Here is a 20,316-nt window from a genome sequence, read left to right as displayed (position 1 = left end):
CATGCTAAAAATTGCTAACGCACTCCTCTCCCTGCTACTAATTCTTTGTATATTTATGGCTGGTATCTCCCCTGCTTTGGCAATTACAATTGAGTGGCTAGAGTTCCAGGTGCCGCCTGGGGAGCAGGCGGAATTTATCAAACAAGACCGCTTGATCTGGGATAAGTTTTTGCGGCAGTACCCTGGCTTTCTGGGAAAAGAGATTTGGGTTGATAGACAGAATAAAAGTCGTTTGATTGTGTTAGTCCGTTGGCATTCCTACCAAGAGTGGAAAGCTATTCCTCTAAGCAAGGTGCAAGCGGTCACAGAGCAATTTCACCAAGCCCTCGGCAAAGCATATCCAATCATCTCTGCCCACGCATTTCAAGTAAACTGAAGCAGGTACCGATCGTGGCTACACTGATGCCAAATAGGGCAAACAGGAGAGGGGATAAGCCCAAGGAGAGGGGAGCAAGGTCTATATGCCACTGGTGGAGCCACTGACCTACGGCAAGGCGACTGACTCCTAGGAGAATAGTAGCCAGCACCACAGCCCCCATACCAAAGCCCAAACCCTGACACAGAGCAGGGGCATAAATCCAGCGGGGGGAGGCTCCCACTAAAGCCATAATTTCCATCTCCGTAGTGCGGGATAAACTGACCAGCCGAATTGTTGTGTAAGTAACGGTAATAGCAATTGCTGCCAGTACAGTGATAGCAATACTACTCACTCTGCCCAAGGCTTGCTGTAAAACTTCCAGTTGGCGCATCAGGTTTTGGGGATACCACACACTATCCACTGCCTCTAAGTGAGTCAGGCGATCGATTACCTGGGGTACCAGTTGGGAGTTACTAACAGAAATTTTTAAGCCATCCAACAGCGGATTTTCCCCCAAGAGGGCATTGGTTTCAGCAGCTAGTTGTCCTAAATCATGTAACAGTTGTTGCCAAGCTAGTTCCTTGGACACGATCGTTACTGCCTGCACTTCCGTCCACAAACTCACCTGGGACTGGACTAGCTGGGGGTCAACGCCAGGCTGCACGTAGGCAGTTATATCAAGGGCATTGCCGATACTCTGGAGTAAATAGCCCAACTCTAAACGGGCGAGATAACTCAGCCCCAGCAAAAACAACATCAAAGTCAGCGTCAAGGTTGCTGCCCAGTTCATCCAGCCCCCCTGGCAATAGGCGCGCCCTGTCTCTTGGCAAATATAAAGGAGTTTATACCACTGCGCCCTAGGAATCATGGTCAGCAGTTGCCTGCAGACAGCGATCGAGCTTCATGCGTGTTTCCATCTGGCTTAAAAAGTAACCCGTCATCATGGCTGAACCTAGCATCCCTGCCAAATTCTCCCGATCGGTGGAAATACTGACGTGGAAATGCTGCTCCGGCAATACCCCCAACATATTTTGCACATTTTGGGCAATAATCTGGCGCACCTCTGGCGATACAGAACGGGCAATTGCCTCTAGGGTTTCCGGCGACTGTTGCCGCAAATAGGCAAGGAGGGGATTTTGGACATTAGGGTCAGTATGATCAAACATAGGTCACTCCTAAGTTTTTCTGTGACAACTATAGTGTGACATACAGATAGAAATGGGGTGGGTAGAAAACCGAATTACCCCAGTAGGGATTTCCTTTGTTATTTATTTTACCGCCTCAAACAATTTCCCGCACAACCGCTGTGCCGTTTTGCTCCTCCCCCACTAAAATGACATCTGCTGCTCCTACAAATAGCCCATTTTCCACCACACCAGGAATGTTGTTGAGGGTCTTTTCTAACTCCCCTGGATTGGGAATGTCCGCAAACATGGCATCGATAACAAAGTTACCCTGGTCGGTGATAATAGGACCATCTTTTTTGACACCTAACCGCAGTTCAGGCTTGCCTCCTAGGGCAGTAATAGCTCGCATAACCGGTGTCACTGCCATCGGAATTACCTCGATCGGTACGGGGTAGGTAGAACCCAAACGATCGACTAATTTAGACTGATCGACAATCACAATAAACTGTTTTGCCAAATAATCAATAATCTTTTCCCGAGTATGGGCAGCACCACCGCCCTTGATCAAATTTTTCTGGGGGTCAACTTCATCAGCCCCATCGATAGCTAAATCTACACCACTGACATCATCTAAAGTCACCAAGGGAATGCCGTACTGCTTGGCTAAAACACTAGCCTGAAAAGAAGTGGGTACGCCTACTACATCTTTAATTGCCCCCGCTTTGAGTCTGCGCCCGATCTCCTCGATGGCAAAGGCAGTAGTGGAACCCGTGCCCAGACCGACAACCATACCCGAGGTCACTCTCTGGGCAGCAGCAATGCCAACTTTTTGCTTGAGAGCGGTAGTAGACAGACTCATAAATATGCACCAAATAGACCATCAAATATCTTAATCGAGGGAGATCAGTTCTAGCAAATCCTTGTCTATGCGCCGAAACTGATAGCGTCTACCAAACTTTTCGCAATCCCCCGCCTGCCCCCGACTAGGGGAAGCGTATTTTTCTAAGGGAGCAACAATCCAGGTCTGTCCCTGTGTCAAGTCAGCATCAAAGCGAATCAGCAATTCTGGTGAGGAAGCTTCTTTGGTGTAAGTCCAGGTATGCCACATCCATTTCTGGGGTGCCACACTGACCCGCTGCCATTCCCCTGCCCCCCATCTGACGAAATAGTTAATCTTCAGTTCTGTATCGTTACCAATGCAGGTCAGGGCGTAGGGTTTAGCTATGGGGGATTGGGCAAATGCACCGCCTATCCATAGCAAAGTGCCTAGAATAAAATTGCGCCACATGTTTGCTAGTACGGAACTAATACTATGGCAATTTTACAGAAGAGTTCAGGAAATTTGTGCCCGTAACCATGCCCAGGGTAGAGCCAGCACTTTTTTGACGGTAGAGACATAGGCACGGCGGGAAAAGACCTGATATGCATTTTCTTCGATCGCCGTCAAGATCTGACGATAGAGAATTAAAGAAGCCCACACAGGCCATCTAGCATCTGGGCAGAGTAATCCTACCCCCCTCTCCGCCTTAGCATAGAACTGGCGGGCACGTTCAATCTGGAATTGCATTAAGTTTACCCACCGATCGTCTACTACCCCTGCCAAGAGGTCCGCTTCCGTGTAGTCAAAGTAAGCTAACTCTTCCTGGGGCAAATAGATGCGTCCCCGTTGGGCATCTTCGCCAATGTCTCGGAGAATATTGGTCAACTGCATAGCAATACCCAGGGCAATCGCCGCTTCCATGCCTTGACTGATAGCTTTAGGGTCATCAGAGGCAAATCCCATCACCGCCGCTGACATCAAGCCTACTGTCCCTGCCACACGATAACAGTAGAGGTGGAGGTCATCAAAGGAGGCATAGCGGTCGTAGTTCAGGTCCATCTCCATCCCTGCGATCATGTCCTTGAAGGGTTGGATGGGAATGGGGAATTTTTTTACAGCATCAGCAAGGGCTATATCTGTAGGGCTAGAGGGTTGTCCTAAAAAAGTCAGCTCCAGCTGCTGTTCCCAGTGACGCAGAGTATCTAAGGTAGTGTTGGCTGCGTTTAGCCCATCTACCAGTTCATCTGTCCGCCGACACCAGGCATAGAGAGCCCACACCGCTTGTCGTTTTGCTGGCGGCATCAGCAGCGTACCCAGGTAAAAAGTCTTGGCATAATGGGCGGTAATCTGTCGGCACAGTTCGTAGGCATCCGACAGGGAGAATTCCAGGGGGGGAAGACTAGGCTTTAAGGGCAGTTGCTTGACCAAGGCTGTGGGCACCAGAAAGGTTACGGCAAATTGCTGCTGCTGTCAGCTTACCAGAAAGTACGGCACCTTCCATACTCCCTAAATAGGGTTGCTTAGTGTAGCTGCCGCTGAGGAAAAAGTTAGGAATGGGTGTAACTTGGGGCGGACGCAGGGACTGGGTGCCAGGAACTGCTTTGTACACCGATCGGGGGGTCTTCACCACACGGTACTTTCTCACTCTCGCTGGTTCGGGAATCTGGTCAGGGAATAGCTTCGCCAGTTCTGCCATCGTCACAGCAAAAATCTCCGCCTCCGATCGTCCTATCCACTCCGCCGCTGGGGCAACCACCAGTTCCAACATCGATCGCTCAGGGTCAGCATACTCCTTACAGGTATTGCTCATGTCAGCATAGACACTCAACACCGGCGACCGGGAAAATAGCAAATGGTCTACATTCGTCAACTTGCGATCAAACCAAATTTGGATATTGATTACCGGCACCCCCTCCAAACCCGCTAACTGCTGGAAAAAGGGCATATCCCGCCACCGATCGGGCAAGAGTAATTTCAAAATATCCACAGGCACCGCACAGACATAGGCATCAGCCTCAAGGACGCGGTCTGGTTCTCCCTTGCCCCCCACGACAAAATGCTTGACTGTACCATCGGCGTTTACTTCAATGCGGCGGAGACTCACTCCCGTTTCTACCTTGCCCCCCCGTTGCACAACATGGTCGACAATAGGTTGACAGAGACGCTCTGGGGGTGCTCCATCTAAAAAGGCAATCTTGGAACCATACCGTTCCCTGAGAAAGCGGTTGAGAGCAGTCAGGGTGACCATTGCCGAAACCTCCTCCGGGTTAATAAATGTGAGGGCTTTAGAGGCAGCAATAAAAATATCTGTGTTGACCCGCTCATCAATCCCCTGCTGCCGCAGCCATTGGGAGAGGGTATAACGATCGGTAGACTCTACATACTCCTGACCCCCCACCACCGCCGGTAACAACCCCAGGGCAAAGCGTAGTTTTTGTCCCCAGGTCAGCATGTCGTTATTACGCAGAATCGAAACTATCACATTGAAGGGGGCAGGAATATCAGGCACATCAAAGCGAGACAGTACACCGGGTTTTTCCGGTTGATTAAAGATCAAAGTATGCTGTTTCCATTGCAAACGGTCACTGATGCCCAGCTCCGCCATTAACTGCAGCATATTGGGGTAAGCACCAAAGAAGGCATGGAGACCAGTTTCCACCCAGTCCCCCTCCTCGTCCCGCCAGGCAGCCACCAATCCCCCGAGCACCTCCTGCCGTTCGATCACATGGGGCACAACTCCCCCATCAGACAGGTACTTGGCACAGGCTAACCCTGCTAAACCTCCCCCCGCAATTGCCACCCGCATAGTAATTTCTTTACAAAACCTAGAAAATCTTAATAAAAGTTTAACTCATCTGCCCTGTGCCCTGGGGCTTAAACAAAATTACTCCCTCTGCCCCGTCTGTTGCTGGTACCAGCACTTTTACCTTTTCTTCTCTGGAGGTAGGCACCCGCTTGCCCACGTAGTCAGGGTGGATTGGCAATTCCCGATGTCCCCGATCGATGAGCACCAGCAACTGAATCAAACGTGGTCGGCCAAAATCCAATACAGCACTGAGGGCAGCAGCAATCGTCCGCCCACTACAAATCACATCATCTACCAGCACCACAATCTTGCCCGTCAAATCGCAGGGAATTTCCGACCGGTGGGGTACACGGGGACCAATGCGATCGAGGTCATCACGGTAGAAAGTAATATCTAGAGCACCTGTGGGCACAGTGATATTCTCAAACTGGCTTAGTCTCTGAGCAACCTCCTGTGCCAAGGGCACTCCCCTAGTGGGAATTCCCAGGAGTACTAGTTCTTCCAGATGGGGAACATTTTCCACCAGTTGGAATGCCAGGCGGGTAATCGTTTTCCTTTGTTCAGTGGCAGAGAGAATCTCTACCCTAGACATTAGAGATATTTTTCGATCGTGTTTGCCAGGGTTGCTTTAGGTACTGCCCCCACCACCGTATCGACTTTTTGGCCGTCCTTGAAGAGCATTAGAGTGGGAATACTACGAATACCGTACTCACTGGCGATTTTAGGGTTTTCATCGGTATTAAGTTTGACCACCTTGATTTTCCCGTCATACTGTTCGGCAATTTCGTCCACCACAGGAGCCACCATGCGGCAGGGACCACACCAGGGTGCCCAAAAATCTACCAGGACAGGAATTTCGCTTTTGAGTACATCCTCCTCAAAGGAGGCATCGGTTACAGGAACTGCTGCTGACATTTACCTAGACCTAACACTTCTCTCCGAGTATATCAGTTGTTCTCCCCCTTTAGAGTAAGAAACCGTCCATTGCTGGACGGGAAGTGGTGTGAGGAGTGAACGGAAACTCGCGTTCCCGCTATAGACTATTGTAATGGCAAATTTAGGGATTTGACTGTTTCTGCCAGAAACAATGCTATTTTAATTCGTCGTGGCAAATTCGGCAAGATGGGAGTCTACGGTAATGCCAAAATGCTGGCACTCCTGGGGCTAGGGATAGCTTCAGGCTTACCCCTGTTCCTAGTACAGAAAAATCTACAGGCCTGGTTGACCAAAGCGGGGGTGGATGTCGGGATAATTGGCGCTTTCTCCCTGGTCAGTTTGCCCTACAGTTTAAAATTTCTGTGGTCGCCCATTTTCGATCGTTATCGATTACCCTTTTGGGGACGACGGCGGGGATGGCTAGCATCTATGCAGGGGTGTTTGCTAGTGGCTATCCTGATTCTCTCTCTACTGGAGCCCCAAGGTTTTGCTCTCCAGCCAACCACTTGTCAGCCTGGGGCTTGGGTTTGCCACTTTTTAGCCAAACTAGCAACGGTCTATCAAAGCCCTTTTTTCTGGGTAGCCACCCTCATTGCTTTTTACGGTGCTAGCCAAGATATTGTGGTAGATGCCTATCGCACGGAGATACTGCCACCATCACAAATGGGAGCAGGAGCAGCGATTTTCGTGTTGGGTTATCGTTTTGCCCTAGTAATCACAGGGGGGTTGGCATTTGCCCTGGCAGAAACTACGAGTTGGCAGATTATTTATCGGTGGCTAGGGCTACTAATGGTGTTGGCAATCCTAGTAACTTGGGTATCCCCCCAGGAAGAAGAAGCAAGCGTAGGTACAAGTCTCTCCCAGTCTTTCATTGCCCCCATCAAAGAATTCTGCAACCGTTCCTACTGTTGGTTAATTTTGTTGTTTATCCCCCTCTATAGGATTGGCGATGGACTAGTTAACAACATGGCAGTCCCTTTCCTATTGCGGAATCTCCGTTTGGAGGAAGGGCAACTAGGCATAATGCAGACAGTGGGTTTGCTAGCCACGATCGTGGGTACCTTGGTGGGGGGGACAGGAGTACACCAGCTGGGTATTAACCGATCGCTTTGGGTCTTTGGGCTGCTACAAACTATGAGCAACTTCAGCTATGCCCTGTTGGCGGGGGTAGGGAACAACTGGGGTCTAATTTTTGCCACGATCAACATTGAAAATTTCTGTGGCGGACTGGCTACAGCTGCCTTTACTGCCTATCTAATGAGCCTATGCCATCGCCAATTCACTGCCACCCAATATGCTCTACTGTCGAGTTTGTTTGCTGTCAGTCGCGACATTCTGGTCAGCCCAGCGGGGGAAATAGCGAAAACGATCGGGTGGGTCAATTTCTTTCTGGGCAGTGTAGTGGTATCTTTGCCTGGACTGGTCTTATTATGGTGGGTAGCCCCTTGGAGACAGCAGGAGTAGAACTTTACAAGAAAGTCAGGTGATAGTAACTTGAGATGTTAGGTAAGTTAGCCACTAAAATGAAACTACACCTAGGAGGTAAGCATCCCCATCCAGATTGGAAAATTCTGGACATAGAGCCCCGTCCTGAAGTGGATATAGTTGGAGATGCTGCAGACTTGAGTCAGTTTGAGGACAACTCCATAGAAATGATTTATGCTAGCCATATTCTGGAGCACTTCCATTATGGTCTAAACTACGAACTAGCTTTTGTTTTGGCAGAGTGGTACAGAGTTTTAATGCCAGGCGGCAAATTGTTCGTGAGTGTACCCAACCTGCAAATTCTGTGTTGGCTATACTGTCAGCCTTTACTATCTGTCGAGGAACGCTTTCATATTATGCGTATGATGTTTGGTGGTCAGACTAATGAATATGACATACATAAAGTAGGTTTTGATGCTGATATTTTGGGTACATTCTTAACGGAAACAGGCTTCAAGAATATTCAAGTGGTTGACGAATTCGGAATATTCCCCGACTCTAGTAGTCTTAGGTTTCTTGGTCATTTAATCAGTCTGAATATGATTGCAGAAAAATGAACTATATTGACTACTACGCAGAGTACATTTGTTCTATCTTCCCAGATACTAGCTTTGATATACTAGACATCATAGAATCTATCTCCCTACAGACTAATTGGCAAAACCCTAAATCAGGCTTAGATTGGAATAACTGGGGAGTAGTGACAATAGTCAGAGCTATAAATGCGTCTTCTCTTGAAGAAAGGTCTCACTTGTGTTCTCTAGCCATTAATTATTTCCAGAGAGGGCTTTCCTATCCCTTATCCCTACTTCATTATTTTTTATTTGCTAAGTTAATTGGTGAACGTAGTAATGCGCTACTTAACAGCTATAGTTACCTAATTAAAATACTCCAGCCATGGCTAGGTCACAATCAAGTAATTAACAGGGGATTAATTTTTTTACCAAGTCGCCTAAACAATGCTATACATTTATTATTATCAACCGCTAATGGCTACGAACAAACAGCAGGGCTTGCAGGGATTATTTTTGCCAGTACATACTCCTACCAGTCTTTAGAAACTAGATGGTTAAAACTTTCTATATCCTTGCTGCCAGAATACACTCCTGCCCTTCTGAAGTTGGGATTATGGCAATTCTACAACCAGGAGTACGAGGGGATATACTACCTCCATCAAGCTCAAAAACATGAGCCATCGAATCCTGCCGTTGTTCAGTCTCTGTACCTTGCTTACCAAAATTTACAAAGTCCCCAAATTGCCAGCTACTGGAAGAGTATGGGACGAGATTACTACTTAGCTACTGACCCCCATAACCCCTGTTGGTTTTGGTCGACTTTACCTGATGCATTTTCCTTTACCTATGTCTTGTTTCAGGGAAACATTCTATTAGCAGTTGTGCCTGATTTGTCCCAGGTAGTCACGATCGTTTTACTTGCCGACGGCGACTGGTTTGAAGCAGAAATGGAATTTTGGGTTAACAACTTACAGCCAGGCATGACGGTAATTGATGTGGGGGCAAATGTGGGGGTTTATACCTTCAGTGCAGCACGGGCTGTGGGAGAAACTGGTTGTGTGGTTGCCATAGAACCATTCCCGCCATGTGTGAATTGTCTAGAGGAAACTAAGCGGATTAACAATTTTGGACAAGTGGTGATTAAGCAGGCAGCAGCCACCGATTGTGTGGGGACAGTTTATCTAGGCACTTCTAGGTCTAGTGAATTTAATGCCATAACTGCCGATCGAGGAGTAGCAGGGATAGAAGTACCTGCTATCACCTTGGATGCCTTGGTCAGAGAGTTGGATTTATCTGCTGTTGATGTATTAAAAATAGATGCGGAAGGGCACGAGATGGCAGTCTTGAGAGGAGCAACAGAAATCCTGACAAAGTATTCTCCGCTCATCATGTACGAAAACATCAGTTCTCACAATTCCAACACGGAAGTAGCCACATATCTGCAGGAACAGGGATATAAACTCTACCGCTATCGTCCCTTTCTGATGCAGCTACTGCCCATAGACAACCTTGACCACCTAGAGGGAACACTGAATGTCATTGCCCGTCGCGAGTAAAATTAGGCTATGATAATCAATTACGTCTATTGTGATACAAGCATATGAACATTGCTGAACTGGATGAATTTGAAGCCACTGTCAATGAGCTTCTAGCAAAGGCTAAGCTGGAAAAAGAACAAAAGCGACTAGAACAACAGAGGAACAAGCAGATAGAGGAGATTGTCCAGCAGATTTATGCGCGGTTAAAGCCTTTACTAGCTAAGGTGGAAGAGAGTCTGAAGGATTATGATGAAAACGATGACAGTCCTGTACGCAAAAAGCTGAAAGAGCAGGCAGAAGAAATTAGACGCAAACTAGAAGAAGCACCAACCTGGGCTGCCAGCATTGCCGATCGACAAATGATTCTGCAAGAGGAGCGCCTGTTGGACGAACAGATGGCAGTGCAAATCAACACTTGGCGACATGAATTAAAGGAAGACCTCCTGGACATGATTCGCGAACAAAGGGACTTTTTTAGTGCTACAGATGCCGCTGTTGCTATCAAGGGTTATGTCAATGACTTAAAGGCTATTGGGGCCTTGGAAGAAGTAGTGGAAGCACTTATCCATCAAATTAACATTAACAGTGATGAAGGTCCGGTAGCAAAACTGAGAGGGACACACGAACAAACCCTCAATTTCATTTACCACAAAGCCATGGAAAATCGATCGCGCGTCGATCGTGCCCCTGATGTGCAGCCGAGTACGCGACATCGCAAGACAGAAAAACGTCCCAGCTTGTATGGGGATTTATCGGGCAAGGTGGTAGTCTATGGCGGACACGATCGGTTGGAAACGGCAGTGCGGAATCGTTTACGGGACTCTGATGTGGAATTAATTTGGTGTACAGAACAGGGGGGCTTACAGTTAGCGGCGCAAGGGGAAAGTCACATTGCCAGTGCCGATGTAGTCATTATTGTAACAGGATATGCCAGCCATTCTTTGACGGAAAAAGCGATCGATGCTTGCAAGAGATTGGGTGTTCCCTATGAAATGGTGAATACAACAGGAATGACTAGAGTGCTAGAGGTAATAGAAACTGCCCTGAAAACTAAGGAACTAGCTCGGCGTTTTGGAGGAGGTTAATGAAATTACGGACTAAGGCTCTACTAATTGTGGGGAGTACTATTACTTGTCTTGGTCTGATTGTGTTTAGTTTAGTGGCTGTACACACCTACCGCAACTATCGCCGCCTAGAGCACAAGTTTGTTAAGGGTGAAGTGGAGCGCATCAGTGACATCTTACAGCGGGAAATTGCTCAACTCGATCGGACTACCATAGACTACGCCACTTGGGATGACACCTACGCTTATTTAGCTAGCAAGAGTGAGAGATATATTAGTGCTAACTATGGTGGCGAAACTCTCACTAACCTCCAACTGAATCGGATTAGCATATTCAATAGTAAAAATGAGGTCGTATTTAACAAGTGGTTTAGCTATGCAGACAGGCAATTATTAAAGCAGTCTTTCCCCACCTTGGAATTTCGTGAGCAGTTTGGGATTGCTGTATGTCCAGAAAACCAAATTTTTATTCTATCAATGCATCCTGTTTTGCCCTCCAATAAGCGGGGGAAGAGCAGAGGATGGCTAATGATGGCAAGACTAGTTGATAACTATCAGCTTAACCAAATTGCTGAGGAAGCTAAGGTTAAAGTTAAAGTTTACACCCCGAGAGAGTTTACGTTTAGTCAGTCGTTAGTGAGTGACTTACAGTTAAATAATTTTGCCACAAGACCCCTCGATAGTGAAGAAATAGCGGGTTACACCTACCTAAACACAATTAATGGCAGTGCTCCCCTTGTTCTGGAGGTGATTACCAATCGTTATATCTATCAGCAATTCATAGTGGGGCTGCAGTTTTTTGCTATAGCTATTTGCACGATCGTTACTTCTATAACTGTTGTAGTATTACTGCTTCTCGATCGCCTATTTCTCGCCCGTCTATCTGACCTAGACCGTCAGGTACAAAATATCAAAGATAACCCCAACCTGTTGCCAGAACTAGAAGTAAGGGGTAGGGATGAGTTAGCAGATTTAAGTGTAGCGATTAAAGAGATGCTAAGGGTTATAGAAGAGACCAGGATTGCTGTAGCTAGCCATAAAGTAAGAAGGGATTTTTTGGCAATAATGAACCACGAGTTGCGTACACCTATGAACGCTATTTTAGGTATGGCACAGCTGCTACAAACCACAAAACTAGATGAGGAACAAGGGGAATACGTTGCCACAATTATGGAGGGGGGAAAGAAGCTACTGGGCTTGTTAGATGACATGATCAACTATATCAGATTAGAGCCCAGTTCCCTCAAACAGGCTAGTTGTAATATTGCTGCTATTTTAGCCGAATTGCAAGAAAAATACTGTCGAGCGACAGGGGAAAAGGAGTTAAATTTGCAACTAGCAATTCCTGCTGATTTGCCACCCCTAGTTATCACTGATAGCAGAAAACTACAAGAGATTCTCGATCGTCTACTGGACAATGCTATTAAGTTTACTCCCAGGGGAGAGATAGTTCTTAAAGTTAGCCATCAAACCCTAGGGGACAGCAAAATAAATTTGACATTTACGATTCAGGATACGGGTATTGGTATTAAAAAAGAAGATTGGGAGCGCATATTTCATCCGTTTGTCATGGTGAATGATACAATGACAAGAGCACAGGGAGGAACGGGTATGGGCCTAGCTATTGTCAATCGTCTCTGTGAAATTATGGGTGCTAGGATAGAAGTTGACAGTGTGTTAGGAAAGGGGACAACTTTTACTGTCTCTCTGGTAGTAGAAGTACCAACTACTGTGAGCCAACCTCTAGTGGAAATGACCTGGCAATGACAGCGGTAGCGATCGATTTTGGCAATAGTAATACGGTGGTGTCTACCATCGATCCAGTGACTAATCGCCCGAGGGTACTCAATTTACCTGGTATTTGTTGTGAGCTAAAAACTAGAGGTGACAAGATATACACTATTCCCAGTCAAGTATTCATTCGTAGCCCCAGGGATTTTGCTATTGGTGCAGAAGTACGGTTGCAAAGGTTAGGATTACAACAACCCGATCGGTTTTTTCAGTATTTTAAGCGGGATATTGCTGCTAAGTTCCGTCCCCCTAGTCGCTGTATTGATGGACAAATGTACGATGCCGAAGCGATCGGGGAGATTTTTATCAAAAAAATCTGGCAAGGGATTTTGGAGCAAGGAATTACACCAACTCAGGTAATTCTGACTGTACCTGTAGGGGCATTTGAAACTTACTTGGATTGGTATTACGATTTGAGCCAGTCCTTAGATTTGCCTGATGTAAAATTTGTGGATGAGTCAACGGCGGCAGCCTTGGGCTATGGTATTGAGCAACCAGGGACAGCAATTTTAGTGGTGGATTTTGGTGCTGGCACATTGGACTTGAGTTTAGTTATTACTAATAGTGTGTGGGATGAGCGGCGCACATTGAAGGGGGAGGTAATAGCTAAATCGGATGCTTATGTGGGAGGGATGGACATTGATCATTGGATAGCTGAGTTTTTCCTAGAACAATGGCAAATCGATCGGGAAGAAATTAGTGATTTAGCTTGGTTAAACTTATTAGAGAGGTCAGAGTTACTGAAAGTTAAATTGTCAGAGGCAGAAACTGCAACGGAAACATGGTCAGATGCAGAACTAATGATCACCTTTCCAATGCATATGTCCCAGGACAAACTCACAGACTTACTAGAAGAACATCAAGCACTAGAGCAAATTAGACAAGCCTTAGATGAGGTGTTGAGTTTTGCCCAAGGGCGGGGGATAAATAAGCAAGCGATCGAGCGGGTGTTATTGGTGGGTGGCAGTAGTCAAATTATTGCTGTCAAACAATTAATTACGTCCTACTTTGGCAGACAGAAAGTAGTTGTTGATCAACCATTTACGGCTGTAGCGATCGGTGCTCTGTCTTTGGCAACTAAGGTAAAAAATGTTGATGATTTTTTGCGCCATTCCTACGCCATTCGTCTCTGGGAGCCTTACAGTCGAACCTATTCTTACTACCCCATCTTTGCCAAGGGGACAAGGTATCCGACCCAGAGATTAGAACCCTTAATCCTACAGGCAGCAAACAATGGACAAACAGAGATTCGCCTGGATATTGGTGAACTAGCAGATACGGCGGAAATTGAAGTAGTCTATGATGGGATGGGACGGATGACTAGTCGCCGATTGGTGCGGCAATCAGATTTTCGCTCGCTAGTAGACAACCGAGGGCAAAAAAAAACATCACCCTACGATGTCTGTGTCGCTAAACTATCTCCCCCAGGCCAAGTAGGAGTCGATCGGATTAGGGTAGACTTTGCTGTCAATGAAAGGCGCATTTTATTAGCGACAATCAAAGACTTACTCTCAGGGGAATTACTAGCAGAAAATCAACCGATCGCGATGCTGGAATGATGACCGAAACCGATCGTTTTTGGATGCAGAAATGCTTGGAATTAGCAAAGCAGGGGAGAACTTCACCCAATCCCATGGTGGGAGCAGTCATTGTCAAGAACGGCGTAGCAATTGCCACTGGTTTTCATCAGCGGGCGGGGATGCCCCACGCAGAAGTGGAGGCTCTCAGTCGGTGTGACGATCCAGCGGGGGCGACTCTCTACGTTAACCTAGAACCCTGTAATCACTACGGTAGGACTCCTCCCTGCACAGAGGCTATTATCAAGGCAGGTATTAGGCGGGTAGTGGTGGGGATGATTGACCCTGACCCCAGGGTGCGTGGCAAGGGTATAGAAAGGTTGCGTTTGGCAGGTATTGAGGTCACAGTGGGGGTACTAGAGCCAGAGTGCCAAGCCCTGAATGAAGCTTTCGTGCATCGTGTGCGCCGTGGGCTAGCCTTTGGGATTTGGAAGTATGCCATGACATTGGACGGTAAGATTGCCACTGCTACAGGGGACAGCTTTTGGGTGACCAGCCCAGAGGCACGCCAGATGGTGCATCAACTCCGCAGTCAGTGCGATGCCGTTATCACCGGGGGCAACACAGTACGCTGGGATAATCCTTTACTTACCAGTCACGGTGTAGGGCACAATCCTGTTCGAGTCATTCTGTCCCGTTCCCTCGATTTACCCCTAGATGCTAGATTATTTCAACTAGATGTTGCCTCAACAATTGTTTTTACTCACCCTAATTCTGACCCTCCTATGCAAGAAAAATTGCGGGCTAGGGGAGTAGAAGTTGTGGAGTTAGAAGAGTTATCCCCCCGATCGGTCGTCGCTAACTTGACAGCTAGGGGTTGTAATCAAGTGTTGTGGGAATGTGGGGGGAATTTAGCAGCGCAGGCAGTACAGCAAGGATTGGTGCAAAAGGTTTATGCTTTCATTGCTCCTAAGATTGTGGGGGGAATCGGTATAAGCCCGATCGGTGATTTAGGCATAGTTAAAATGGGGGAAGCAAAAGTCCTAGAGAGGGTACAAGTGCAAACGATCGGGTCAGATATATTGGTCACGGGCTATTTTGGGGGCGGGGGGGATCGGGATTTTTGCCATTGAAGAGCGACTTATAAAATTGCCGTAAACGCCAGAATTTACTACTTTGCATCCAGTCAATGTATTGTTGCAGTTGTTGGTTAAGTTTTTCCAATGCAGCGGTGCGTTTAAGTCGTTGTTCTACTAGTTCGTTGAGACGGAGTAGTTCTTGGTAGATTTGCACTTGCCAATCTGTTATTTTATCGGTGACTGGGGGCGCAGGTTCTTGAGGAATGCTAGGAGATAGTTGCGGTGGTTGTTGTAGCAATGTCTGGACAAACTTGAGGCGGGCTTGACTAGTGTGGTGGCAGGGAGGGAATTCTTTTTTTTCATAAACCCCAAACATTTCTGTAGGGCATAACTTCCCTGTATAAACCTGCTCCCAATCCAGCCAGCACAGACTTTCTAAAAACTCCCGATCGTCTTTGTCATCCAAGTTAAATAGATTGCCCAGCACAGGATTAGTGCCAATTAACCGCATAAAACTGTTATATTTGAAGCACTTGACAGGGACAAATAAACGATCGATTTCTGTTTCTAATTCCTCTTGGCGGATGCCTTCCATACCCACTTGTACTGACGGTGGTTGATAGGGGGGAATGGGATTTTCCTGGAAGCGGGCGCGGAAACGGGGGGGAAACTCTTCTACCAACTTACGGGCAAAGTCTACATTTTCTTGCCAGAACAGGGTCTGCACTTCGCCAATCATATCTAGAACAATAAAGCGTCCCCCTGGTTTCAGAGCATGGTAGATTTGTGCCATTAAATGTTCGAGGTTGAGGATATGGTGCAGGGAAGCATGGGCAAAAATAACATCAAAGCTGTGGGGAGCGATCTCAACAAAATTCAAATCGATCGGTTGAAATTCTATAGCTAGATTTTGGGCTTTGGCTCTTCTAATTGCTTCATCCCAGATATGGGGATTTAAGTCCACAGCAATTAATTGGTAAGGGCGAGTTAATTTACTAGCAATCTCTAACTCAAATCCCCCATGTCCGCAACCTAGGCTTAATAGACGAGGCTGCTCCAGTTGATTGGCAAAATCTATAACTTCCCTGCCAAAATGGGTACCCCACTGTTTTTCTAAAAATTGAAACCAAAATCGCCAGGCTGGTTGGTCATGGATGCCCCCCAAAAGCAAACGATCGGTAATTTCTGTGGTGGAATATTCGGCAATCTCTTCTGCTACTAGTTGGGGGTAATTAAAGAATTTTGTCCAATCGATCGCTACCTGATCTACTTGCCTTACCAGGTCAGACATAAGTTTTAGCCGTCAACAACTAGATGATTATCACAGAAAACCTCATAGTTTGCTGATTTATGCAGATGTTTGTCCCTCTCTCCCTGTTATCTTGATACTTGGTCGCAGGTAGAAAGTGGAGTGAGTCAAGTCGTCATTCGTCTTCGCAACGTCTCTAAGTGCTTCAAGCGCTATCGTCACCCCGTCGATCGGTTAAAGGAACTGTTGTTTCCCCATAAGTCCCAAGCTGAGGTGTTCTGGGCACTCCAGGACATCAACTTAGAAGTGATGAAGGGGCAGACCCTAGGCATCATCGGGCAAAATGGCTCTGGCAAGAGTACGTTGTTGCAGATAGTGGCAGGCACCCTCACCCCCACCACGGGTACGGTGGAAGTCTATGGCAGGATTTCGGCGCTGTTGGAACTGGGCAGTGGCTTTAATCCCGAATTTACAGGTCGAGAAAATGTCTTTTTCAACGGCAGACTGCTGGGACTTTCCCACGCCCAAATTGCGGAAAAGTTCGACACGATCGCTGCTTTTGCTGATATTGGTGACTTCATCGATCAGCCTGTAAAAACTTACTCTAGTGGGATGTTTGTACGTTTGGCATTTGCGGTGGCAGTTAACGTTGACCCCGAAATTTTGATAGTAGATGAAGCCCTGGCGGTGGGGGATGTTTTATTCCAAAGGAAGTGTTTTGCTAAGTTGGAAGAAATGTCAGAGCAGGGGGTGACAATTTTATTTGTTTCCCATGACCTCAACAGTGTTTTGAACCTATGCGATCGGGCAGTTTTAATTGACAATCACCGCATTATTTATGAAGATAAACCCCATCCTGTCACCCTTGCCTACAGTGCTTTGATGGCACAAAGGGAAGCAGAAAGTCAGGGCATCGGGCAGAGACAATTCCGACAGGAAATTCGCCACAGGTCTGACCAAAATGTACCAGAAACTCGCATTGGTATTGGGGGAGCAGAACTTTTAGATGTACAAGTTTTAGATGAGCGGGGCAATCCTACCCAAACTTTGTGTTGTGGGATGCAAGTGACAATCCGATCGGTAATTCGTTTCCATGAAGATGTTAGCCAACCGATCGCTGGGTTCAAGATCAAAACTCTCAATGGGATTGCCGCAATTGGACATAGTACCCATGGTTCACCCACTCCTCTTCCTGCCGTCGCAGCAGGCACAACTATTGTGGTGGAATTTCATTGGGCTTGTCACCTAGCACCTGGCAATTACACTTTGACAGCAGGAGTATCAGCCTTGCTACCCGACCAGAAAGTTTTGCCCCTTGATCGGCGGCGGGATTTCCTTGCCCTTACGGTAATTGGCACGGTTTGTTCCTACGGTTTGCTGGCAGTGCCCGTGGATATTGCCTTTAGTTATGGTGCAGAATTGAATGGCATAGCAGCGGGACAGAAATGACAGTTTTAATTATTACAGGCATGCACCGATCGGGTACTTCTTTAATTGCCTCTCTGATGCAAAAGTTAGGCGTAAATGTGGGGGAAAAGCTATTTCCTGCCGATCGGTTTAATCCCAGGGGTTACTTTGAGGATGTGGACTTTTTAGAATTTCAAAGACAGGTACTGCAAAAATGCTGTGACCCTGATGACCCTGGTTGGCATGATTGGGGTTGGACAGTGCAGGAAACTCTCAAACCAGAGTTATTTTTTAACTACAAAGAACAGGCTATACAGCTACTAGCAACAAGAGAGCACTGGACGGGAATTTGGGGTTGGAAAGACCCCCGTACTTCTCTGATGTTGGACTTCTGGCACAGTTTAATTCCCGCTGCTAAATATCTATTTGTCTTCCGTTATCCCTGGGATGTAGCTGATTCTATTCGTCGCTTGCATGCTCCCATTTTTACTGAGCATCCCGAATATGTACTCCCTATTTGGTGCTACTACAATCGTCATTTGCTTAGTTTCTATCGGCGCTATCCCCAACAATGTGTGCTGTTTTGTGTTAATCATCTCGATCGGTTACCCCAACTCATTAACCTCTGCCAAACGAAATTAAATCTCCCCCTCCGTAGTGACAATTTAGAGCAAGTGCAGCAGGAAATATTCGATCGGTCATTATTCCACCAATTGCCCCCCCAGCAGCAGAGTTTAGATACAAACACTATGGCAATATTGCAGGAATTGACAGCTTCTGCTGACCTGTAAAGTGCCTAGGCAAGGCCATCAGTAGGCTAGATTCGCACTAGCAGCAATTACAAGGGGGTGTAACCAATAAAACACAGCAATAGTCAGCACAATTCCCAAGTAAGCAGGACGGAGAAACTCTTGCCAAACTATTTTCTGTTTGCCGCGATAAATAGCTAGAAAAGGCACGATCGATGTCCGCGCTTGCACAGACCGAAAACTCTCCCCATAACGGGCTAATAATCTTCGATCACCATGCCATGCCCCAAATAGGTGGTAAGCAATAAGACCGATCGCGGTCACCACAGCAAAACTTGTCCCCAACCACAGCGTATGGGCAATACACCACAAAGTCATGCCTACTAACTGGGGATGGCGAGCGATGCGAATGATACCTGTTTCGTAGAGATGCACTTGGGGCTTAGCAATGGCAGCAATTTCTAGCAAATTAAACGTGGCAGGATAGAGAAAGAAAAAGGCAATTGCTGATAGAATCCACACTAGTTCATGCACACCAGCAACATTTTGCAATGACCACAGCACTAGTCCATCGTAGCGATGATTAAAATAGTAGACAAACAAGGGCACAGCTAGAGTAATGCTGACTAGGGCAAAAATTAGCCGATATAGACGTGCTCCTATTTTGTCTTCCAACCGCAAACGCAAACTGGCTAAACCGCTGTGGGCTGTAGCAAACAGCAACAACAAACCCAAGACTACCAAATGACTCATACCCTTAACACTCTGGCGTGATTGTCCTGACGAGCATCAGTAATTAACCAGTCGAGAGCGGCAGCTTGTAAATCGATCGCTGTACCATCCTTGTCCACACAATACCGCCCAAATACTAGCTTATCCACCAAACGTACATCCCCCAGGCGGGAATATTCAAAAATTACACTCCGCTCTACCACCGCCCCTTGACACAAATGACAGTTGGGACCAATCATTGTGGGACCAATAATTTTGGCTCCGTCCTCAATGCGAGTCATACCGCCAATGTAAACGGGACCTTGAATTTTCACCTTGTCCCAATTCACTGCCACATTTAACCCCGTATAGACTCCTGGCAATACCTCCCGCCCCGGAATCGGCACATTGGGCAGGCGCTGGCACAACACATCCTGGATGGCTTGCCAATAATCAGGGACGCGTCCAATGTCTACCCACTCAAAGTCCATGCAGATACCGTAGAAGGGTGCTCCCTCCGCTACTAACTTGGGGAAGAGGTCACCGCCAATGTCAAATTTTTGCCCCGACGGGATGTAGTTCAACACCTCCGGCTCAAAGATGTAAATCCCTGTGTTGATCTGATTGCTGCGGGCTTGGTGTACGGGGGGCTTTTCCTGAAAAGATTGAATGCGTCCCTCTCGATCGGTTACCACCACACCATAACTAGATACTTGGTCACGGGGGACTCGCTTCATTACTACCGTTGCCATTGCCCCTTTACGCTTGTGCCATTCCACAACTGCTGTCAAATCCAAATCAATTAGGGCATCACCGCAGAGCACAACAAACGTATCGTCAAAGAAGGGATAGAAGTCTTGGATTTTTTTAATACCCCCCGCTGACCCGAGGGCTTCCCCCTTTAGTTGACCATCCTCGATCTTACCCTCAAAGGAATAGGCCATCTGGACACCGAACTTCTGCCCATCGCGGAAATAGTTTTGGATTGTCTCCGCTAAGTGGCTGACGTTGACCATGATTTCTGTAAAACCGTGTTGCCGCAAGAGTTCCACCAAAAATTCCATCACTGGCTTCTGCATAATGGGAATCATGGGCTTCGGTATGACGTTGGTAAAGGGGCGCAGTCTTGTGCCCTTGCCCGCTGCCAGAATCATGGCTTTCATTG

General features: G+C 47.1%; 21 protein-coding genes. 10 read left to right on the top strand and 11 right to left on the bottom strand.

Going from position 1 to position 20,316, the window contains the following annotated elements; all coding sequences use genetic code 11:
* Position 1: 1 nt before the first annotated feature.
* Positions 2–376, top strand: coding sequence for a TIGR03792 family protein (locus NZM01_09745; GenBank protein ID MCS6960315.1), 375 nt, complete (start codon positions 2–4; stop codon positions 374–376).
* On the opposite strand, the gene NZM01_09740 is transcribed toward NZM01_09745, so the two are convergent.
* The 8 genes from NZM01_09740 to trxA form a co-directional block, all read right to left on the bottom strand.
* Positions 345–1,148, bottom strand: coding sequence for a permease-like cell division protein FtsX (locus NZM01_09740; GenBank protein MCS6960314.1), 804 nt, complete (start codon positions 1,146–1,148; stop codon positions 345–347). The two genes, NZM01_09745 and NZM01_09740, sit on opposite strands and share 32 nt — an antisense overlap.
* 67 nt (positions 1,149–1,215) lie before the next feature.
* Entirely contained in the window at positions 1,216–1,524 is a 309-nt protein-coding gene (locus NZM01_09735) for a DUF760 domain-containing protein (protein ID MCS6960313.1), read from the bottom strand.
* Between the two features lie 115 nt (positions 1,525–1,639).
* Complete coding sequence (gene rpiA, locus NZM01_09730) at positions 1,640–2,344, bottom strand: ribose-5-phosphate isomerase RpiA (GenBank protein MCS6960312.1); 705 nt, start codon at positions 2,342–2,344, stop codon at positions 1,640–1,642.
* 30 nt (positions 2,345–2,374) lie between these two features.
* Positions 2,375–2,773 carry a hypothetical protein gene (locus NZM01_09725; GenBank protein ID MCS6960311.1) on the bottom strand — a complete coding sequence of 133 codons (399 nt, stop codon included), beginning with the start codon at positions 2,771–2,773 and terminating at the stop codon, positions 2,375–2,377.
* A 45-nt stretch (positions 2,774–2,818) separates the two neighbouring features.
* Positions 2,819–3,745, bottom strand: coding sequence for a phytoene synthase (locus NZM01_09720; GenBank protein ID MCS6960310.1), 927 nt, complete (start codon positions 3,743–3,745; stop codon positions 2,819–2,821).
* On the bottom strand, positions 3,705–5,111 hold the full coding sequence (gene pds / locus NZM01_09715) for a 15-cis-phytoene desaturase (protein ID MCS6960309.1): 1,407 nt from the start codon (positions 5,109–5,111) through the stop codon (positions 3,705–3,707). The genes NZM01_09720 and pds overlap by 41 nt, the downstream gene beginning before the upstream one ends.
* Before the next feature lie 40 nt (positions 5,112–5,151).
* A complete protein-coding gene (gene pyrR, locus NZM01_09710) occupies positions 5,152–5,703 on the bottom strand; it encodes a bifunctional pyr operon transcriptional regulator/uracil phosphoribosyltransferase PyrR (protein MCS6960308.1) in 552 nt (183 codons plus the stop codon).
* Complete coding sequence (gene trxA / locus NZM01_09705) at positions 5,703–6,026, bottom strand: thioredoxin (protein MCS6960307.1); 324 nt, start codon at positions 6,024–6,026, stop codon at positions 5,703–5,705. Before trxA ends, pyrR begins: the two co-directional genes overlap by 1 nt.
* Before the next feature lie 150 nt (positions 6,027–6,176).
* On the opposite strand from trxA, the gene NZM01_09700 reads away from it, so the two are divergent.
* The 7 genes from NZM01_09700 to ribD all read left to right on the top strand — a co-directional run bounded on the left by NZM01_09700 (position 6,177) and on the right by ribD (position 15,089).
* Positions 6,177–7,511 (top strand): AmpG family muropeptide MFS transporter, encoded by a 1,335-nt coding sequence (locus NZM01_09700; protein MCS6960306.1) that lies wholly within the window; start codon positions 6,177–6,179, stop codon positions 7,509–7,511.
* 35 nt (positions 7,512–7,546) lie between these two features.
* Positions 7,547–8,089: a methyltransferase domain-containing protein gene (locus NZM01_09695; protein ID MCS6960305.1), complete on the top strand. Its 543-nt coding sequence runs from the start codon at positions 7,547–7,549 to the stop codon at positions 8,087–8,089.
* 563 nt (positions 8,090–8,652) lie between these two features.
* Positions 8,653–9,603 carry an FkbM family methyltransferase gene (locus tag NZM01_09690; protein MCS6960304.1) on the top strand — a complete coding sequence of 317 codons (951 nt, stop codon included), beginning with the start codon at positions 8,653–8,655 and terminating at the stop codon, positions 9,601–9,603.
* A gap of 44 nt (positions 9,604–9,647) precedes the next feature.
* Positions 9,648–10,670, top strand: a complete 1,023-nt coding sequence (locus NZM01_09685) for a DUF2325 domain-containing protein (GenBank protein ID MCS6960303.1) — start codon at positions 9,648–9,650, stop codon at positions 10,668–10,670.
* Positions 10,670–12,415 (top strand): ATP-binding protein, encoded by a 1,746-nt coding sequence (locus tag NZM01_09680; protein ID MCS6960302.1) that lies wholly within the window; start codon positions 10,670–10,672, stop codon positions 12,413–12,415. Before NZM01_09685 ends, NZM01_09680 begins: the two co-directional genes overlap by 1 nt.
* Positions 12,412–13,998, top strand: coding sequence for an Hsp70 family protein (locus NZM01_09675; GenBank protein ID MCS6960301.1), 1,587 nt, complete (start codon positions 12,412–12,414; stop codon positions 13,996–13,998). Before NZM01_09680 ends, NZM01_09675 begins: the two co-directional genes overlap by 4 nt.
* Positions 13,995–15,089: a bifunctional diaminohydroxyphosphoribosylaminopyrimidine deaminase/5-amino-6-(5-phosphoribosylamino)uracil reductase RibD gene (gene ribD, locus NZM01_09670; protein MCS6960300.1), complete on the top strand. Its 1,095-nt coding sequence runs from the start codon at positions 13,995–13,997 to the stop codon at positions 15,087–15,089. The genes NZM01_09675 and ribD overlap by 4 nt, the downstream gene beginning before the upstream one ends.
* Here ribD and NZM01_09665 read toward each other — a convergent pair.
* Positions 15,043–16,326, bottom strand: coding sequence for a class I SAM-dependent methyltransferase (locus tag NZM01_09665; protein ID MCS6960299.1), 1,284 nt, complete (start codon positions 16,324–16,326; stop codon positions 15,043–15,045). The genes ribD and NZM01_09665 overlap by 47 nt on opposite strands.
* Before the next feature lie 120 nt (positions 16,327–16,446).
* On the opposite strand from NZM01_09665, the gene NZM01_09660 reads away from it, so the two are divergent.
* Together NZM01_09660 and NZM01_09655 are read left to right on the top strand one after the other, a co-directional pair.
* Positions 16,447–17,733, top strand: coding sequence for an ABC transporter ATP-binding protein (locus NZM01_09660; protein ID MCS6960298.1), 1,287 nt, complete (start codon positions 16,447–16,449; stop codon positions 17,731–17,733).
* Positions 17,730–18,482 (top strand): hypothetical protein, encoded by a 753-nt coding sequence (locus NZM01_09655; GenBank protein MCS6960297.1) that lies wholly within the window; start codon positions 17,730–17,732, stop codon positions 18,480–18,482. Before NZM01_09660 ends, NZM01_09655 begins: the two co-directional genes overlap by 4 nt.
* A gap of 18 nt (positions 18,483–18,500) precedes the next feature.
* Here NZM01_09655 and NZM01_09650 read toward each other — a convergent pair whose 3' ends face one another.
* Positions 18,501–19,193 (bottom strand): NnrU family protein, encoded by a 693-nt coding sequence (locus NZM01_09650; protein ID MCS6960296.1) that lies wholly within the window; start codon positions 19,191–19,193, stop codon positions 18,501–18,503.
* Complete coding sequence (locus NZM01_09645) at positions 19,190–20,314, bottom strand: NDP-sugar synthase (GenBank protein ID MCS6960295.1); 1,125 nt, start codon at positions 20,312–20,314, stop codon at positions 19,190–19,192. The genes NZM01_09650 and NZM01_09645 overlap by 4 nt, the downstream gene beginning before the upstream one ends.
* Positions 20,315–20,316: the final 2 nt, after the last annotated feature.

Origin of the sequence: Pseudanabaenaceae cyanobacterium SKYG29, assembly GCA_025055675.1 — a bacterium.
GTDB lineage: Bacteria > Cyanobacteriota > Cyanobacteriia > Pseudanabaenales > Pseudanabaenaceae > M5B4.
This window is presented reverse-complemented; position numbering and strand designations above follow the sequence as displayed.

Coding starts and splice junctions, on each gene's coding strand:
- NZM01_09745 (MCS6960315.1), top strand. CDS start 2: ATGCTAAAAATTGCTAACGCACTCCTCTCCCTGCTACTAATTCTTTGT.
- NZM01_09740 (MCS6960314.1), bottom strand. CDS start 1,148: ATGAACTGGGCAGCAACCTTGACGCTGACTTTGATGTTGTTTTTGCTG.
- NZM01_09735 (MCS6960313.1), bottom strand. CDS start 1,524: ATGTTTGATCATACTGACCCTAATGTCCAAAATCCCCTCCTTGCCTAT.
- rpiA (MCS6960312.1), bottom strand. CDS start 2,344: ATGAGTCTGTCTACTACCGCTCTCAAGCAAAAAGTTGGCATTGCTGCT.
- NZM01_09725 (MCS6960311.1), bottom strand. CDS start 2,773: ATGTGGCGCAATTTTATTCTAGGCACTTTGCTATGGATAGGCGGTGCA.
- pds (MCS6960309.1), bottom strand. CDS start 5,111: ATGCGGGTGGCAATTGCGGGGGGAGGTTTAGCAGGGTTAGCCTGTGCC.
- pyrR (MCS6960308.1), bottom strand. CDS start 5,703: ATGTCTAGGGTAGAGATTCTCTCTGCCACTGAACAAAGGAAAACGATT.
- trxA (MCS6960307.1), bottom strand. CDS start 6,026: ATGTCAGCAGCAGTTCCTGTAACCGATGCCTCCTTTGAGGAGGATGTA.
- NZM01_09695 (MCS6960305.1), top strand. CDS start 7,547: ATGTTAGGTAAGTTAGCCACTAAAATGAAACTACACCTAGGAGGTAAG.
- NZM01_09685 (MCS6960303.1), top strand. CDS start 9,648: ATGAACATTGCTGAACTGGATGAATTTGAAGCCACTGTCAATGAGCTT.
- NZM01_09680 (MCS6960302.1), top strand. CDS start 10,670: ATGAAATTACGGACTAAGGCTCTACTAATTGTGGGGAGTACTATTACT.
- NZM01_09675 (MCS6960301.1), top strand. CDS start 12,412: ATGACAGCGGTAGCGATCGATTTTGGCAATAGTAATACGGTGGTGTCT.
- ribD (MCS6960300.1), top strand. CDS start 13,995: ATGATGACCGAAACCGATCGTTTTTGGATGCAGAAATGCTTGGAATTA.
- NZM01_09665 (MCS6960299.1), bottom strand. CDS start 16,326: ATGTCTGACCTGGTAAGGCAAGTAGATCAGGTAGCGATCGATTGGACA.
- NZM01_09655 (MCS6960297.1), top strand. CDS start 17,730: ATGACAGTTTTAATTATTACAGGCATGCACCGATCGGGTACTTCTTTA.
- NZM01_09650 (MCS6960296.1), bottom strand. CDS start 19,193: ATGAGTCATTTGGTAGTCTTGGGTTTGTTGTTGCTGTTTGCTACAGCC.
- NZM01_09645 (MCS6960295.1), bottom strand. CDS start 20,314: ATGAAAGCCATGATTCTGGCAGCGGGCAAGGGCACAAGACTGCGCCCC.